The following is a 16,905-nucleotide window of genomic DNA, read 5'->3' as shown; positions in this document are numbered from 1 at the left end:
ACTACTATAGAAAATATTATTAAATAAAAATATTTAGATTTAAAAATTTTCTTTAACATATAAACCAAAGTTAATAAAAATATATCCAGCGTTAGCTGGATATATATTATAAACTAGATCAAGCTGCTTCTACATTATTTATCGCATCTAAAAGAATATGTAAGCATAAATCTGTATATTCCATTCCACGATATTTAGCAGCCATAGGGAATAAACTATGAGTAGTCATACCTGGGTTAGTGTTTACTTCTAGAGCATAAAACTCACCTTGTTGATTACTTAAAATATCAACTCGACACCAACTTTTAATACCTACTGATTTAGTAGCTTGTTCGGCTAATTGTAAAATATTTTCGGTTTGCTCTGCGGTAAGCTCTGCAGGACATACATATTGAGTATTGTCATCGAAATACTTTGATTGATAATCATAGAATTCATACTTCTTATCAATAATAATTTCAATTGCAGCTAAAGCTTTTCCATTTAAGACAGGGACAGAATACTCTTTGCCATTAATAAATTCTTCAAGCAGAACTTGATTATCAATTTTAGCTGCTATTTCGAGAGCTGGTAGTAATTCTTCTTTAGTTTTTACTTTGGTAATCCCTATAGAAGAACCTTCTAAGTTAGGCTTAACAAACAGTGGTAAACCTAAGGTTTCAATAATAGCATCAAGATTTAAAGTTTGATTATTATTGAGAATTTGTTGAGAAGTTAAAACTAAGTGGTTACTGGTTTTTACTTTACTTTGTAACCAAACTTTTTTGGTTAAGAGTTTATCTAGCGTTAACGCTGATTGAAGAAGATTACAACCTGTATATCTAATTCCGAGGACATCAAGAAACCCTTGTACTTGTCCATCCTCTCCAAAACGTCCATGGAGAGTATTAAATACAAGATTAAAGCCATCCTTTTTTAAATCTAAAAGATTATAGAATTTTGGATCAATTTTATGTACATCTAAATTTAAGGTACTGGCTTTAAGTGCAGAGTAGATTCCATCCCCAGAGATTAGTGAAATTTCTCTTTCGTTTGACGTACCTCCACAAAGAACGGCAATTTTAAAGTTTTTTAGATCTTCTAAAGTATATTGATTGTTAGACATAATTAACTGATTTTCTCCCACCCTGCATTGTCAATTGTTGCATGTATTTTACGAGATACTGAACCAGCTCCTTGAGCAAATACGACATCATTGTTTTGTAATAATAAATTTAAGGTTTCACTTAAATCTTTATTACCTACCGCAATACAATCTTTGCCGAGTTTTCTAATTTCATGTGATAAATGTTGAGAGTCAGCGCCAACAATAGGATCTTCGCCAGCAGGGTATACATCTAAGAGAATAATTTGATCTGCTTTACTTAAAGTTAAGACAAAGTCATCAAAAAGATTCATGGTACGTGAGTAACGGTGAGGTTCAAACAGCATAACAATGCGTTGATCAGGATAAACCTCTCTTGCAGTTTTAATCGTAACTTCAAGTTCGGTAGGGTGATGCCCATAATCATCAATAAAAGTTACTTTTCTTTGCTCATCAATTTGATATTCACCAATACGGTCAAATCGTCTTCCAGCTCCTTTAAAGGCTTTTAAACCTTCTTTAATTTTGTCTAAAGGAATACCTTCATTTAGAGCTACCACTAAAACTGCAGTAGCATTAGAAGCATTGTGACGTCCTGATACCGATAACTCTAAATCAATCACTTCTTTAGTTGGAGTTAAGACTGAGAATTTAGAACTAAAAGCTCCTGGAGTGTAGGAAATAATTTGATAATCAGCTCCCTCTTCATAACCATAGGTAAAAGTACGTCTACCAATTCTTGGTAAAATTTCACGAATAGTTGGAGAGTCATAGCATACTACTGCCGTGCCGTAAAATGGAACATTATGTAAGTAATTAATATAGGTGTCAATCATACGGTTAAAGTCACCATTATAGGTTTCCATATGATCTTTTTCGATATTTAAGATTACAGAAACAAATGGGGTTAAATGCAAGAATGAGGCATCAGACTCATCTGCTTCGGCAATCATATATTCACCCTTACCTAGGTGAGCATTGCTATTTTCATTTTTAACAATTCCCCCATTAATAAATGTAGGATCTAAACCTGCAATAGTAAAAACTGTAGCTAACATTGCGGTAGTTGTCGTTTTACCATGAGTTCCAGCAACTGTAATTCCCTGTCTAAAGCGCATGATTTCAGCTAGCATTTGTGCTCGACGAATAATTGGAATGCCTTTTTCACGAGCTGCCACTATTTCAGGATTGCTTTCTTTAATCGCTGAAGATACGACAATCAGAGCAGCATCATTTACATTTTCAAATTTATGCTCAGGATATACTTTGATGCCTAGGTTTTTTAAACTTTCAATTGTAGCCCCTTGACCTATGTCAGATCCAGAAACTTGGTAACCTAAATTTTTTAGAACTTGGGCAATGCCAGACATGCCAACACCACCAATACCAATAAAGTGTATATATCCGTCAATACGCATATGACGCTTTTGACTTGAATTGTCAACATTAATTTGAGTAGTCATGAGTTTAATGAAAATTATCTGTTAAGGTAAGGTTGAATAAATTTAACTATTTTGTCAGTAGCTTCAGGAGTTGCTAAAGATGTTTGTTTTAGTGCAATTTGGTATAACTGATGATAGTTTAAATTTTCAATTAATGAGGTTAAACTTTGAGCATTAAAATCTTTATTAAGAATTAATAAACCAGCTCCTTTATCAGTTAAGTACTTGGCATTGTGAAGTTGTTGTTGATCTTTTTGTAAAGCTAAAGGAACAAAAATAGCTGGTCGATTACAGTTAGCGATTTCAAACACGGTCATAGAGCCAGAACGACAAATAATAAGATCGCTTTGTAAGTATTTTTCACTAATGTTGTCAATGAACTCACATACTGTATAGTTTTCTAGGCTTAATTCTGTAACTAGATTATTAACTTCATCTAGGTTACCTTGTCCCACTTGTTGTAAAGTATTAACTTTGATGCCTTTAGTTTCAAGATTTTTAATTGCAGGGGCTAGATTTTGATTGAGAATGCGTGCACCTAGAGAACCACCAACCGCAAGAATATTTAATCTTTGTTTACTTAAGCTTAAATTATTAAAAGTTAATTTTTGTTGAGCGTCTAGAAGCTCATAAAGATGGGTAAAGTTATCTTTTGTGTAAGTGTCAGGAAGAGCTTGTTGATAATTTAACTGTTCCTGTACAAATCTCACGAGTTCTTGATATTCGTTTTGAGCTTTGCTTAAGAGAGGTTGCAGATTTTCTTCACTTTTTAGTTTTGTAAAATCTTCTCTTAAAGGTTGACCTACAATGTATTCAGGCTTTTTTGCTTCCTTGAGAGGATAAGAAAATAAGGTTAAATCTGCAAATTTACTTAAAATTTTATTGGTTAAGCCGATAACTCCATTGTTTTCAACGACAATTAAAGGAGTTTTGGTGAGCTTGGCAGCTACCCCAACCGGACCACAAACATATCCACCTGTACCTACTACAAGATCAGGTTTAAATTCTTGAATAATTTTTTTTGCTTGAAAGATAGCTTTTAGGATTTTAAATGGAGCTTTTAACCATGCCTTAGCTCCACGAGATACTAATCCTTCGATTTCGATAAAATATATAGGATAACCATATTTTGGGACAAGATTAGCCTCCATACGATTTTCAGTTCCTACCCAAGCTATTTCTATATTTTGCTCGGTAAGTTTTTGTGCTATGGCTAAAGCGGGGAAAATATGTCCACCTGTTCCTCCAGCCATAATTAGAACTTTTTTCTTTGTCATAGATCCGAAAATAAGGTAGTTACGTAAGAAATTTACCAATGATATTATAATATAAAAGTAAAAGGTCTACATACTTAAATATGTAGACCAAAAATTTTTATTTATTTTTCTTAGCTTGTTTTATGGTTCCAAAATTTTTCTTACGAGAAAACTTGCTACCAATAAAATTGAAGAAAGAAATAACTATATCTTTAGAGCGACTCTCTTTAAGCTTATAACCATGAGCAATTAAACGATTTTCATAGTCTACACGCATAGTAATCCCAAGAGCAGTAAACATTACTAAGTAAGAAGAACCTCCATAGGAAATTAATGGATGAGTACTTCCATCGGTAGGAAGAAAAGCTACGGTCATGCCAAGGTTATATAAGGCTTGATAAGCGAACCAAAGAACAAAAGTAAAAATCATAATCGCTTGAAATGGTCTTTTATAAATAAAGAAAGTTTGATGAGAAATTTTAAACATTCTTAGATATAAAAGGGTTTCAAGAGTTACGAGGATAATTATTCCTAAATAACCAAATTCTTCACCAAAGATAGCTAAAATATAGTCGGTGTTGGCTTCGGTTAAATAACCTGATTTAAAGATAGAGTTACCTAGTCCTACCCCCCAAAATCCTCCATGTGAAAATGCTGAGATAGAGTTAATAATTTGGTAAGACTTTCCATAAGGATCGGCATAAGGATCTAAAAATCCTGTAATTCGATCTATTAAGTAACTTTTATTAGAAACGTAAATGATCAAGGTTATTAAAATAAACAGGATAATTGGAGAAGAGCGTAAGAGAAAGTTTTTTAAATCTGGAGTTACATATAAAATTGTTACACTACTTAAGATAACTAGCATTAAAGTAGTCCCAAAGTCAGGCTGCATTAGAAGTAAAGAAGCCATAACTAAGAAAAAGCAGGTAAAACCAAACATATCTCTTAATTTAAAAACCTTGGTACTTGAAACTGCTACTAAATAGTGAGACAAGTAGATTAAAGTACACAGCTTTGCTAGTTCGGCTGGTTGAAAGGTAAAACCAAATAAGCTAATCCATCTCTGAGCTCCATTATATGAATGCCCAAAGACGTGAACAAAGAGTAGGGCTAAACCTGTAGCAATCGACATAAAAGGCAAGAGAGTTCGCCATTTAGAAGAATTTATGCATAAGCTCACGAGAAAAGCCATAATCCCTAAAATCATAAGCAAGCCTTGCTTAGGATTAAAAATCCCTCCACTTTGCTTTACGGTTAAATAAGTTGAAGCTGAAAATACTGTAATTACTCCAAGAGCAAAAATAGAAAAAATTAATGCAAGGAGATATCCATCATATAATTTTACGTTCTGAATTTCAGAGGTGTTTTTAGTTTCACCTAGATAGATTAATCTATGAGTAAGATTTTGTCCTACATTTAAAAGTTTAACTCCTAAACTTTTTAATCTACTAGGCTTTTGATACTTTTTTGCAAGTTCAGTAAATACCTGCCCTCGATGTTCATATCCTTTAAATTGATCAAAACTAGCACAACCTGGACTGAGAAGAACTACATCATCAGCTTTTAAGTGGGGAGCTATATGCTGCATTACCGATTCTAGAGTAGCATTTTTAAACACCTGAGCTTCAGGAGTACATTTAGCTACGAGTTCTGCATCTCGCCCATAACATAAAACTTCAAGATTGTTGACTTGAGAAATTGCTGGTGCTAACTCGGTAAAATCTTGATTTTTACTATCACCTCCTAAGAGTAAGTAGATTTTACCATTGTTATGTACATCTAGTGAGCGTAAAGCAGACTCTACCGAACCTATATTAGTTGCTTTACTATCATTAATAAAGCGTACCCCATTATTAGAAACATGAACAAGTTCAAATCTATGTGGTAAGCCTTTAAAACTTTGAGCAGCTTCGAAGATAAGTTTATCTTGTTGTTCTGAATGTCCTTGTAAAGTTAATCTTACTAAAGCTATAGCTGCAAGTATATTTTCATAGTTATGTGTTCCCTGTAGAGTAAAGTTTTTTACAGGTAGAGAAATATATGAAATACTACTTGAATTGTCGTAAAGAGTAGGAATATTTAAGGTTTTCTTTTGCGGATCATAGAAATATGAAGCAGGCTGTTTAATTGGATCAGAGGTAAATGCTGTCATGTGTTTTTTAGCATTTTCATGCTCTGGCCAAGTAGCTTGATCTATTTTGTTGTAAAGTAAGCTTTGACTGAGATTATAAATATGTTGTTTAGCTTCTACATATTTCTCCATATTTTTATAACGATCTAGGTGATCAGGAGAAATATTAAGAATAGTTCCTACTCTTAATTTTAAGCTACTTGTAGTTTCTAATTGATAACTTGACAGCTCTAAAACATAGTAATTATAGGTTTCGGTAAAGGTTGACATTACCGGAATACCTACATTACCGGCCATAGCAACATTGTAGCCGAGGTTTTTTAGAATATGAGTAGTTAGCTCTGTAACTGTAGTTTTTCCATTAGAGCCCGTAATCCCAATTACCGGAGCATTACGAAAAATAGGATCTCGAGAATCATTTTTTAAACGAGCAAATAATTCTATATCTCCAATAATTTCTACATTATTTTCAATAGCTAAACTAAAAGCGGGATGGCTTTTAGGAATGCCTGGAGAGACAATAAGAAAGTTTTGTCGAGCTAAAATTTCAGGAGTATTTAATGGGTATAATTCAATATTACCATTAATAGATTGTAAGGTTGAAAGTAAATCTAAATCAGGTTTATCGTCAAATAAAGTTATTTTATAAGAGGTATGATCATTATGGGTTAATAAAAAGCGAGCAGTTTCAAAGCCACTTTTTTTCACTCCCACTATACCTATATTGATGATTTTTGGTATGCTTAGCGACATATAAATTTTATTGACTGCAAATTATTACAACGGTTTGACTTTTATTTAAAGGATAAAGTCTTTCCTTATTATATGATAAAAGCCTCGTTCCTACGAGGCTTTTATCATTTGCTTAGAAAATTTTATTTGTATAAATAATTAAACTAGCAATGAGTAAAAGGAAAGCTGCTACCCAAAAACGAGCAATTACTTTAGTTTCAGTTAGTCCTTTTTTTTCAAAATGGTGATGTAAAGGAGCCATTAAAAATACACGACGTCCTTCGCCATATTTACGTTTAGTATACTTAAACCATACCATTTGAATAGCTGAAGATAAGCATTCAACCACAAAAACTCCTCCCATAATCACAAGAAGTAGTTCTTGGCGTAGTAGTACAGCTAAGAATCCTAATAAGCCTCCAAGGGCTAAAGAACCAACGTCACCCATAAATATTTGAGCTGGATAACTATTAAACCAGAAAAATCCTAAACATGCACCAATTAAAGCTACACAAATAATAGTTAATTCAAAGGTTTCAGGGATTAAGTAGCCACTAAAGAGACAAATTCCTCCAACATCAAAGGCTATAAAACCAAAACCTACGGCACATAGTAAGGTAGGAATTATCGCTAATCCATCTAAGCCATCGGTTAGATTTACAGCATTTGAAGCTCCCACAACTGTAAAATAGGCAAGAGGAATAAAGAGAATACCTATGTTAGGAGACCAACTAAGTAGAGGAATATTTAAGTGGGTTATCGCTGGATTATCTAAGAAATATAAAATAATTATTGGAGCTAAAGATACTAAAGATAAAGCGGTATATTTTTGCTTAGCACTAAGACCATCTGAGCTTTTTCTTTTTATCTTTAAATAATCATCTACATAACCTACAGCCCCGAAACCAATAAATACAAATAGGGTTAGCCAAATGTAGACATTGTTCCAACTGCTAAAAATCAAGGTAGAAAGGGTTACGGCAATAATGATCATAACCCCACCCATAGTTGGTGTTCCTTGTTTTTTTAGATGTGTTTCTGGACCATCAGTACGAATACTTTGTCCATACTTTAATTTGTGTAGAGCTCTGATTAAATAAGGTCCAGAGACTAAACAAATGAGAAAAGAAAGGATAAAGGCACCAAAATAAGATAGACCAAGTAAGGTTAAACTAGTCATAAAATTTTATTTATAAATCAAAATTGTAATTAACTTTTAAGTAATTATGTAGTTCGTTATTAGTACATGATGTGTACTCTTCTGCACTTAAATTTTGCTTCAAGAGTTTTAAAAACTCCATAAAACATAAATTCATTTTCGAAGAGTTGCTACCTTTAAAAGTTATAGCCAAGTGATCTTTACTTTTTAGATTAGTAAAGAGATTAAATAATTCTTGAGCAAAGATAAAATAAGTTGCTTCATTTATTGGAGCATCAACTTTAGCCGTTTCAAGAACATAAATATCCTTTTTAGCTAAAGTAAATGGCAGAACGTATAAAGTTTGATTGGTTGCAACTTCATCTGGAGCTTTTTCTACAAATTTTAAGTTAGAAATGAGATTAAACGCAGGCGTATCATAGATAAATTTATCATAGATCTCGGTAAAGAAATTTACCTTAGTTTCATAATCTAACTCAGCGAGATTACCTAAGACAAAGAACTTATGTTTTGCGTTCTTATCTTTAAGCAGTTCCATAGAGGCTAATACCGAACCAGGGTTAGCATTATAGCTATCGTCGACATAAGTAATTCTTTCAGTAGCAATCACTTTTTCACGTCGAGGTGGAATTGGAATATTTTTTAAAGCAAAGAGGATATGATCTAGAGGAATCCCACTTGCTAAACAAACGGCAATAGTTGCTGTGGCATTATATACTCCAATTTTTCCACGCAGATTCGTTCTCACCTTAACAACTTGTGGATCTATAAAAATTTCAGAAGCAAGATGTTGTTCACCTCGAGGAAAGTGTAAGCGTTTGCACTCAAAACCATTAATATGTAAATCAAAAGAAGTTTGTTCTTCAGTAAATTTGATTGAGTCTTCGTTGATATAAAAATCAGCGATTGGATTCTTTGCACTAAAGGTTAATAAGGTTTGGAATTTTTTACGAGCAAACATGAGATCGTTAGTGTAAGAATCTAAGTTAACGATTTTAACTCCCTCTTGGTGTAAATTACTAAAGATCTCGGCTTTGGCTAAAGAGACTCCTCTTAATCCTGCAAAACCTTCAGTGTGAGCCGGTTGCACATTATTAATGATTGCGATATCTGGTTTGGAGATTAAAGTTGTATTGTAAATTTCTCCTAAGTGATTTGCTCCATGTTCAATTACCGCAATTTCGGTAGCTAACTCTTTGGTAACAAATTGATTTGCAATATCTAAAAGAGTTATGGGTACGCCTAACTCATTATTAAAGTTACCCGAAGTGGCAATTACTCGATTAGGGTAATAATTACGACAAACATGGGTAACCGCTTCTTTAAGTGAGGTTTTTCCTGAAGAACCTGTAATTGCAACAGTTAAAGGTTTGTATTGTTCTCTAATTAAGGTAGCAATAAAATCAAGAGCAAGATATATATCTTTAACTGGAATAATACTTCCTAAATGCTTAGTAAAACAAAAATCTACATCTCTTTCAGTAAGATTTCCCATAAGTACGAGAGTATTTTTTCTTGCTAATGCTAAACTTGCAAGTTCATGTTTTGAAAGTTTAGTGCTATCAAGAACTATAAATAATACTAGAGAATTTTCTGTAATTTCTTTATCTAGACGTCTTGTGTCTGTAGTAATAAATACAGGTTTTGAAGCATAAGGTAGTTCTAAAAAAGCAAAAAGATCACATAATACTTGGTTGGCAGTATAGCTTTTTTGTAGATCTTGATAATCATTTTGTACCTTATCTAAAGGATTTGAAGTATCAACGACCTCATTAAATTTACTTTCTTCACTTTGATATTGAGGAATATATCTATCTTCTCGGTTATCAGAGTAGTTTAAGCCTGAAGTTTTGAGAGGTCGATCATCTTCTTCAATTAAAATATCTTTAGCTAAAGCAAAATCTTCGATTAGAACTTTTTTTGCGTGCTCCTGAGTTTTAAGTTCAGGCTTAACTACCTCTGTAGAAGCTCTTGGACTTTTATTAAAGGTTACGCCAAAGGCATGGCGTTGAATAGAATCTATTTCTAATTGTGTTTTTTCACGTAAGATTCTTTCTTGTTCACTAAATCTTTCTTTATTATTTTGAATTAGTTCAGCAACTTGCTCATGTGAAGAAAAATTAAGAAAACAGTCCTTTTGATAAGGAATAAATCTTTGATCAAGTAAATTAGCGGAAACAAGGCTATCTACAATAAGTTTTAAAGAAGTGCCGTTAAGCATTTAGATCTCCTATGATGTTTTACTTGCAAAATATTCATTTACTGTTTCTTGATCTGAAAAGTGTAAAGTTTGTGAGCCGATAATTTGTTCGGTCTCATGACCTTTTCCAGCAATTAATACGCAGTCCCCTGGTTGAGCTTGTTCAATTGCTTGGATAATAGCTTGTTTACGATTTGCAATATAGGTAACTTCAGCACTAGAGTTTATAACTCCTTCGTATATTTGTTGAGAGATCTTTTCTGGATCTTCAGAACGTGGGTTATCATCTGTAATAATTACTTTATCAGCTAAAGTACTTGCTATTTTTCCCATGATTGGTCGTTTTGAAGCATCTCTATCACCTCCACAACCAAAAACTACCGTAATTTTACTATTTGGAGTATCTTTAAAGTGTACTTTTATACTTTCAATAGCTTTGCTTAAAGCATCAGGGGTATGAGCAAAGTCTACAACTACAGTTTTATTTAAGCTATTTGGAATAACTTCCATTCTACCTTTTACAGATTTAAACTCTGGAACATAGTTAAGAATCTGCTCTAAATCTAAACCATATAAATATAGAGAAGTTATCGTGGTTAAAATATTGTAAGCATTAAAAATTCCGAGGAGAGGAATATTAAGTTCTTTTTGTACTTTAAGTTCTTTGATTTTATCCTCAAAGCTAAAAGAGATAGTAAGACCTTGAGGATGAGCTTTTACGTTTAATAAGTTTACAACTATATCGGCTTTAAAACTTGCGATCTCGTTAATTTTTTCACCAATGTTGATAACCGCTAGACGTGGTTTTACTTTAGCGTTAAGTACTTGACTTACAAGATCATAATCCTCAGGTTGGAGTTCTAAGAAGTCATTTTCACCTAGAGGGTTTGGCAGGGTATTTTTTGCTCCAGCTACGTGTTCATCAGGAGGAATAGCACCAAGGAATGAAAGTAGAGCTGGAGTTGAAGCCGAAACTCCACGAGAGCTACCATTTTCAGGATTGTTTTGCGCTAATTTTAACGAAATAAGTTTTACTAGGCGTCCGCCATAGTCGTTTTCATCACCAGTACAAGTGATAATATAGTCGTTAACATTATGTTTAGTAAAAAATCTTGCTTTAGCTTGAAAGTAGTTTTCAATGGTTTTATGGTAGTCTAAGTGATCTTGAGTTAGATTAGTGAAGATTGCTTGTTTAAATCTAACATTTCTCACTCTATTTAAAGCTAAACCATGAGAAGAAACTTCCATAATTACAGCACTAGAGTCAAGATAATCAGCCTGAAAAATTGTATCTAGAACTGTGCAAGCATCAGGAGTGGTATTTGTTGCTTTTTGTAAATGCTTGTAAGCACCTAATCCGATGGTTCCAATTACATAAGGTGAAGATTTTTTAGTTAAAGCACTTAGTCCTTGCGCAATAAGATTGGTAGTAAGGGTTTTTCCATTAGTACCAGTAACGCCAATAACCGGAACTTCTAAACCTATTTTTTGTGGATTACTTGCAGAAGCAAGAAAATCATAGAATTTTAAAGTTAAAAAGCTTAAATACTTGTTAAGATCATATACCTCAAAAATATCAACTTTTACACCGCTAATGATATCTTCACGATGTACATAAGAATTTATTCCTAAGAGGTTCTCGTTATGAGTTAAGATTACTTTACTGCCACGCTCTACGGCATCGGGAATAAAGTTACGTGCGTCAACATTAAATCCTTTTGTAGCTGCAAAAACAGTATGTTGATCACATTCTTTGCTATTAATCGTAATATTGGTTAGTTGGTGTTTAATAATGAGAGGTTTTAGTTCATTAATTAAACTTAGAAGTTGTTTTATGAGTTGTTCTGTTGTTATCTGTACCATTTTATATATCTCTATGGAGTGTGATTAAGAACAAGACGATCTGAAGTCATGTTATCTTCAGGAATATTGTAATATTGTAAAGTTGATTCCATGATTTTTCGCCACACAGGAGCAGCAATTGCTCCTCCATAGTATTGTCCCGCTTTAGGATTGTCAATAACGATAACTAAAGCAAATCTTGGGCGAGTTGATGGAGCAACTCCGGCAGTATAAGCTATATACTTATCAACATAAATTCCATTTTCAACTTTTTTTGCAGTACCTGTTTTTACTGACACATTGTAGTTCGGGATGGCTGCTTTAGTTCCACCACCGCCTGTCTCAGCTACACCTTGCATTAATTCAACAACGGTTTTAGCTATTTTTGGATTTAATTTTTGTATCCCTTCTTGAGAAGTCTGCTCACTGCTAATAATAGAAAGAGGATACTCTTTCCCGTAATTACCTAAGGTAGCATAGACATGAGCTAATTGTAATGGGGTTACTTGTTGCATATAACCATATGAAAATACTGCTTTATCTAAATCTGTAAATCTAGTTTGATAAGGAAAGTATCCCATGGTTTCACCTGATAGACCTAGTCCCGTTCTTTGCCCAAAGCCAGCAGCAAGGTAGGTTTCACGTAAAGTATCTCCTGGAAGCATTAGCGATATTTTTGCTACGCCAATATTAGAGGATCTTTGTAAAATCCCTCTAATAGAAAGAGTATCACGAGGTCCTACATCTTTTACTTGGTGATTTGCAACTCTTAAGCTTCTTGTATTTATTACTGTAGTAGGGGTAATTACTTTAGCTAATAGACCCGAGTATACTACAAAGGGTTTTACAGTTGACCCAGGTTCAAATACTGAAGTTATCGCATAATTATTTAAATATTGAGGAATAATTGTTTTACGATTATTTGGATTAAAAGAAGGGGCATTAGCCATAGCAATAATTTCCCCATTAGTTACATCAATGAGAACGGCTGTGGCTGTATCAGCTTTATTATCTCTTACAGCTTCGCTTAGAGTTTGGTAAGCCATTTCTTGTAAATCTATATTAATAGTTAGTTTTACATCATGACCATTTTGAGAATTAATTATACTTTTATAATTAATAATATTATGTTGAAAATCCTTTTCATAAGAGATATTACCATCAACCCCTGTTAGTTGTTGATTAGCTAATTTTTCAATCCCAAACATCCCTTGCCCTTCGTTATTAAGTAATCCTACTATTTGAGAGATGGCATCTCCGTAAGGATAGAATCTTCTAAAATCAGTATAAGAGGATATACCAGGGATGTTTAAGCTTTTGATATAGGTTGCAAGAGTAGGAGACACCTGAGATTTTAATCGAAAATATCTTGAGTTAGGTCTTTTTTGCAAGTCCTGATATAGTTTTGCAGGCTCTAGATCTAATGCTTTAGCAAGAGCGAGAAATAAAGGGCTGTCCTCTTGATTTACGGCTTTATTTGCCGGATCAAGAAAGACTTTTACATCTAAACCAAAAGTTTGATAAGGAATAGAGATAGCAAGTATTTTTCCATTAGCATCAACAATTTTACCTCTTGGGGCATTTACGGTTACATTTCTTTGGATACGGGCATTAGTTTCTTTTGCTAAATGTTGCTTATCACGTAAAGGAATGTAATTGGTAAAAAATTGTAGATAGTAAAGAACTAAATAGGCTACAAAGAGTAATAATAAACAAATTGTAAAAAAATATAATCGACCACTAGATACTTTGAAGCCAAATTTAAAGTTTTTTAAGTTTTCTTCATCACGTTTTTGTGATGTAGTTTTTATCGGATCTAAATAATTACGGTTATTTACGTTTTTTTTATCTTCTTTGGCCATTTTTTGCGAGCATAAGATCTAACTACTCTTGAGGAGGGGTTAGAAATGGAATACTAGTTGTTGATAAAGTTTTATTATTAGGTAAATAAGGAATAATAACAATAACTTCTGCTTCGGTGGAAATCGGAATTAAAGAAATTTTATTGCTAGTTATTCTAATAATATTTGATTTAGAAGTAAGTGATAAGAACTCTAAGCGTAAATTATCATTTGATAGATTAAGAGAGTTCTTATCAGCTAGAAGTTTAGAGTATTGAATTGTAGTATCAATCGAAACACGGGTAATATAGATTTTAACTAAGGCTAGACTTAAAATAACAATAAACAGAATCAGGGTTAAAAAGAACTTGGTACTAAAATCCTTATATAAAATTTTTAAAGGGGTAAAATCAGAATTCCAATTTAACTTTCCGTAAGTTTCGGTTATGTACTTTTCTCTACTCTCCTTAGCTTCTTGGGCATAATGTTTTTGCTGATCTTGAGATTGTTCGTATTTTGTTGCTTCAAGATCATCAATGAGATCAGTTACTGCTGTACCATTTGCTTTAGAAGCATCATCAATTTCTTTCTTGGTTAGATGAGTTTCATTTGTAATTTTCTCTTGTTCAAAATCTTGATTGAAGATGCTAGTTACATTAGTATTCTGAGATTTATCTTTTAGAGATTTTTTTTTAGTTGCTTTAAAAAAATTCACACAAATAGTCCTAATCAGTAACTAAATAAAAAGTTATATTCTGCTATATGGCTTAGAAGATCTTTGTGCCCAACGTAAAATAGAAGAGCGTGCTCGAGGATTGCTACTTACTTCCTCATCAGTTGGCTTGATAGAATTAGAGATCTTTTCAAAATTTGAATCATGGGTAAAAGCGGCATCTGGAATAGGTAAGAATTTAGGTAGTACTGGCTTTTCGTAATTTTCTTTAAAAAAGTGCTTAACTATGCGATCTTCTAGAGAATGGAAAGAAATAATACTAATTCTTCCATGAGGAGCTAAAAGTTTAATCGAATCTTGAAGCGCTTGCTCGAGCTCACCTAATTCATTATTTACTGCAATACGAATAGCTTGGAAAGTGCGGGTTGCAGGATTTTTATTAGGATCTATTTTTTTCGAAGCAGATTTTACAACTTCTACTAAAGAATCTGTGTCAGGTAAAAAAGTATCAAATTTATGATCTTCTCTTAGTTTAACTATAGCTTTGGCAATCGCACGAGAGTTTTTTTCTTGTCCATATAGATATAAGGCATCAGCAATTTCTTTTTCGCTTGAATGATATAACCACTCACGAGCACTAAAACCTTTGGATTGATCCATGCGCATATCCAGTGGACCATTACGCATAAAACTAAACCCTCTTTCAGCATCATCTAATTGTGGAGAACTTACACCTAAATCAAGTAAGATACCGTTAATTTTCCCTTCTAATTGTTGTTCTTGAAAGTATTCACCCATAGAAGAAAAAGGGGCATGCACAACGATAATTCGCTCATCTTGAATTTTATTAGCACATGCAATAGCTTCGAGGTCACGATCAAAAACGTAAAGACGACCTTTTTCTCCTAAGCGTTCTAAAATTAAAGATGAATGGCCACCTCTACCAAAAGTTCCATCTACATAAATTCCATCTTTGATTATTTCTAGGCAATCAACAGCAGGCTCTAACATTACTGTTGTATGAGTAAATTCTTTCATAAAAAACTAATGTATGGTTAATAATTAAATTTGCTTGAACAATTGTCTATTTTACCACTTTTTATTTATATTTTTGTAAATCTTATCATGGTAAATAGCCCTTAAAGTTAACTTTAAGGGCTTAAAATTATTTATAAATTTCGTCATTGATAATAAAGCTTGGGAAACTTCCTACAACTTTAAAACCACGACAATTTTCTTCTAATTCAGTTAGAGCTTGTTGCACATGAACTTGATTGATATGTCCTTCAAACTCGATGAAGAACATTTCACGCCATGGAGAACCTAAGATAGGTCTAGATTCTAGTTTGGTTAAGTTGATCTTGTACTTTTTAAATGCTTCAAGAGAATTTACTAATGCTCCTTCAGAGTGGTTAGTAATTAATTGCAACATAGTTTTGTAAGAAACGCTTTCACTAAATTTAATTTCTTGTTTTGATAAAACGATAAAACGAGTTTGATTATTTGAGCTATTAGCGATAGTATCACTAATAACTTTTAAGTCGTATAAACTCGCTGCACTAGCGTTTCCAATTGCAACTGCACGTTTATTTTCTGATTTTGCTACCTCTTGCATTGCATGGGTAGTTGAAGCAGTGAAAACAATTTTAGCATTAGGCTGTAATTCACGAATGTGGATAATTGATTGTTCATACGGTTGTGCGTGCGTATAAATAACTTCAATTTCTTTTTCGTCAAATAATTCTTTAGCTAGATATACATGGTTAATATCAATCGCTATATCAGATACAATCTCTAGAGAGGTTTTCGCTAAAAGATCATATACCTCATTAATAGATCCTGATGAGGTGTTTTCTAATGGTAACACCGCAAAATCAGCTACTCCTGAGGTAACAGCATTAACTACATCATTAAAGTTTTCATATCCTGTTGAATTTGCTTTTTTGCTTAGATGTTTAGCAAATTGTTCACAAGCTACATAGGAATAGCTTCCTTTTAAACCTAAGTAAGAAATGTTAAGTTCTTCTTTAGCACTTAAATTGTATAGGTTTTGTTTACGAATAATGATTTCTTGTTGATAGTTACAGCTATCATTAATGATAGATTTATAAATTGCATTAAGTAAGTCTGAATTTACATTAAAAGAGTGTTGTGCAGATTTATTAACTAAGTTAGTTAATAGCTCTTTTTCTCTTTTTAAATCTTTAATAGGGTGATTGTGAAGAGCTTTGTATTCAGCAACCTGAGCAGAGAGATCTCTTCTTTTACCTAGTAATTCAATGATCTTTTCATCAATACTATTGATAGACTCTCTGATTTGTCCTAGATCTTTATCTGATAAAGTCATAAATAAAAACTTAAAGTTATATTAAAAAAGTTCAAAAAGAGAAGGCTTCAAGCCTTCTCAATCTTTATAAAATTATTTGCTTGTAGCTACAAGAATTTCTTTAATTTTAGCTACAACTGCATCCCCAATTTGATCAGGTGTTGGGTTTTGCACATTTGGAAGGGTTATGCTATTTAAATTTAATTCGTATTTACC

Annotated in this window: 11 protein-coding genes; all 11 read right to left on the bottom strand. The window is 32.9% G+C overall.

The annotated features are described in order from the left end of the window. Nucleotides 1–118: 118 nt before the first annotated feature. Entirely contained in the window at nucleotides 119–1,105 is a 987-nt protein-coding gene (locus CKF59_RS01330) for a D-alanine--D-alanine ligase (protein ID WP_119534187.1), read from the bottom strand. Between the two features lie 2 nt (nucleotides 1,106–1,107). Then, nucleotides 1,108–2,547 carry a UDP-N-acetylmuramate--L-alanine ligase gene (murC, locus tag CKF59_RS01325; protein ID WP_119534186.1) on the bottom strand — a complete coding sequence of 480 codons (1,440 nt, stop codon included), beginning with the start codon at nucleotides 2,545–2,547 and terminating at the stop codon, nucleotides 1,108–1,110. Nucleotides 2,548–2,561: 14 nt separating this feature from the next. Further along, complete coding sequence (gene murG / locus CKF59_RS01320) at nucleotides 2,562–3,803, bottom strand: undecaprenyldiphospho-muramoylpentapeptide beta-N-acetylglucosaminyltransferase (protein WP_119534185.1); 1,242 nt, start codon at nucleotides 3,801–3,803, stop codon at nucleotides 2,562–2,564. Between the two features lie 97 nt (nucleotides 3,804–3,900). Further along, nucleotides 3,901–6,669, bottom strand: coding sequence for a UDP-N-acetylmuramoyl-L-alanine--D-glutamate ligase (gene murD, locus CKF59_RS01315; RefSeq protein ID WP_119534184.1), 2,769 nt, complete (start codon nucleotides 6,667–6,669; stop codon nucleotides 3,901–3,903). Nucleotides 6,670–6,781: 112 nt separating this feature from the next. Continuing rightward, nucleotides 6,782–7,828, bottom strand: coding sequence for a phospho-N-acetylmuramoyl-pentapeptide-transferase (mraY, locus tag CKF59_RS01310; protein ID WP_119534183.1), 1,047 nt, complete (start codon nucleotides 7,826–7,828; stop codon nucleotides 6,782–6,784). 10 nt (nucleotides 7,829–7,838) lie between these two features. Continuing rightward, a complete protein-coding gene (locus CKF59_RS01305; protein ID WP_119534182.1) occupies nucleotides 7,839–10,028 on the bottom strand; it encodes a Mur ligase family protein in 2,190 nt (729 codons plus the stop codon). A gap of 9 nt (nucleotides 10,029–10,037) precedes the next feature. Further along, nucleotides 10,038–11,870, bottom strand: coding sequence for a Mur ligase family protein (locus tag CKF59_RS01300; RefSeq protein ID WP_119534181.1), 1,833 nt, complete (start codon nucleotides 11,868–11,870; stop codon nucleotides 10,038–10,040). Nucleotides 11,871–11,881: 11 nt separating this feature from the next. Then, nucleotides 11,882–13,711 carry a peptidoglycan D,D-transpeptidase FtsI family protein gene (locus CKF59_RS01295; RefSeq protein ID WP_119534180.1) on the bottom strand — a complete coding sequence of 610 codons (1,830 nt, stop codon included), beginning with the start codon at nucleotides 13,709–13,711 and terminating at the stop codon, nucleotides 11,882–11,884. A 22-nt stretch (nucleotides 13,712–13,733) separates the two neighbouring features. Continuing rightward, nucleotides 13,734–14,405, bottom strand: coding sequence for a cell division protein FtsL (locus CKF59_RS01290; protein WP_222985469.1), 672 nt, complete (start codon nucleotides 14,403–14,405; stop codon nucleotides 13,734–13,736). 33 nt (nucleotides 14,406–14,438) lie between these two features. Further along, nucleotides 14,439–15,401, bottom strand: a complete 963-nt coding sequence (gene rsmH / locus CKF59_RS01285) for a 16S rRNA (cytosine(1402)-N(4))-methyltransferase RsmH (protein WP_119534178.1) — start codon at nucleotides 15,399–15,401, stop codon at nucleotides 14,439–14,441. Nucleotides 15,402–15,528: 127 nt separating this feature from the next. After that, nucleotides 15,529–16,710 carry a prephenate dehydratase domain-containing protein gene (locus CKF59_RS01280; RefSeq protein ID WP_119534177.1) on the bottom strand — a complete coding sequence of 394 codons (1,182 nt, stop codon included), beginning with the start codon at nucleotides 16,708–16,710 and terminating at the stop codon, nucleotides 15,529–15,531. Nucleotides 16,711–16,905 lie beyond the last annotated feature (195 nt).

Source organism: Psittacicella gerlachiana, from assembly GCF_003585965.1.
Taxonomy (GTDB): domain Bacteria; phylum Pseudomonadota; class Gammaproteobacteria; order Enterobacterales; family Psittacicellaceae; genus Psittacicella; species Psittacicella gerlachiana.
This window is presented reverse-complemented; position numbering and strand designations above follow the sequence as displayed.

Excerpts from the sequence above, each read along its gene's own strand:
- CKF59_RS01330 (WP_119534187.1), bottom strand. The coding sequence starts at position 1,105 with ATGTCTAACAATCAATATACTTTAGAAGATCTAAAAAACTTTAAAATT.
- murC (WP_119534186.1), bottom strand. The coding sequence starts at position 2,547 with ATGACTACTCAAATTAATGTTGACAATTCAAGTCAAAAGCGTCATATG.
- murG (WP_119534185.1), bottom strand. The coding sequence starts at position 3,803 with ATGACAAAGAAAAAAGTTCTAATTATGGCTGGAGGAACAGGTGGACAT.
- murD (WP_119534184.1), bottom strand. The coding sequence starts at position 6,669 with ATGTCGCTAAGCATACCAAAAATCATCAATATAGGTATAGTGGGAGTG.
- mraY (WP_119534183.1), bottom strand. The coding sequence starts at position 7,828 with ATGACTAGTTTAACCTTACTTGGTCTATCTTATTTTGGTGCCTTTATC.
- CKF59_RS01305 (WP_119534182.1), bottom strand. The coding sequence starts at position 10,028 with ATGCTTAACGGCACTTCTTTAAAACTTATTGTAGATAGCCTTGTTTCC.
- CKF59_RS01300 (WP_119534181.1), bottom strand. The coding sequence starts at position 11,870 with ATGGTACAGATAACAACAGAACAACTCATAAAACAACTTCTAAGTTTA.
- CKF59_RS01295 (WP_119534180.1), bottom strand. The coding sequence starts at position 13,711 with ATGGCCAAAGAAGATAAAAAAAACGTAAATAACCGTAATTATTTAGAT.
- rsmH (WP_119534178.1), bottom strand. The coding sequence starts at position 15,401 with ATGAAAGAATTTACTCATACAACAGTAATGTTAGAGCCTGCTGTTGAT.
- CKF59_RS01280 (WP_119534177.1), bottom strand. The coding sequence starts at position 16,710 with ATGACTTTATCAGATAAAGATCTAGGACAAATCAGAGAGTCTATCAAT.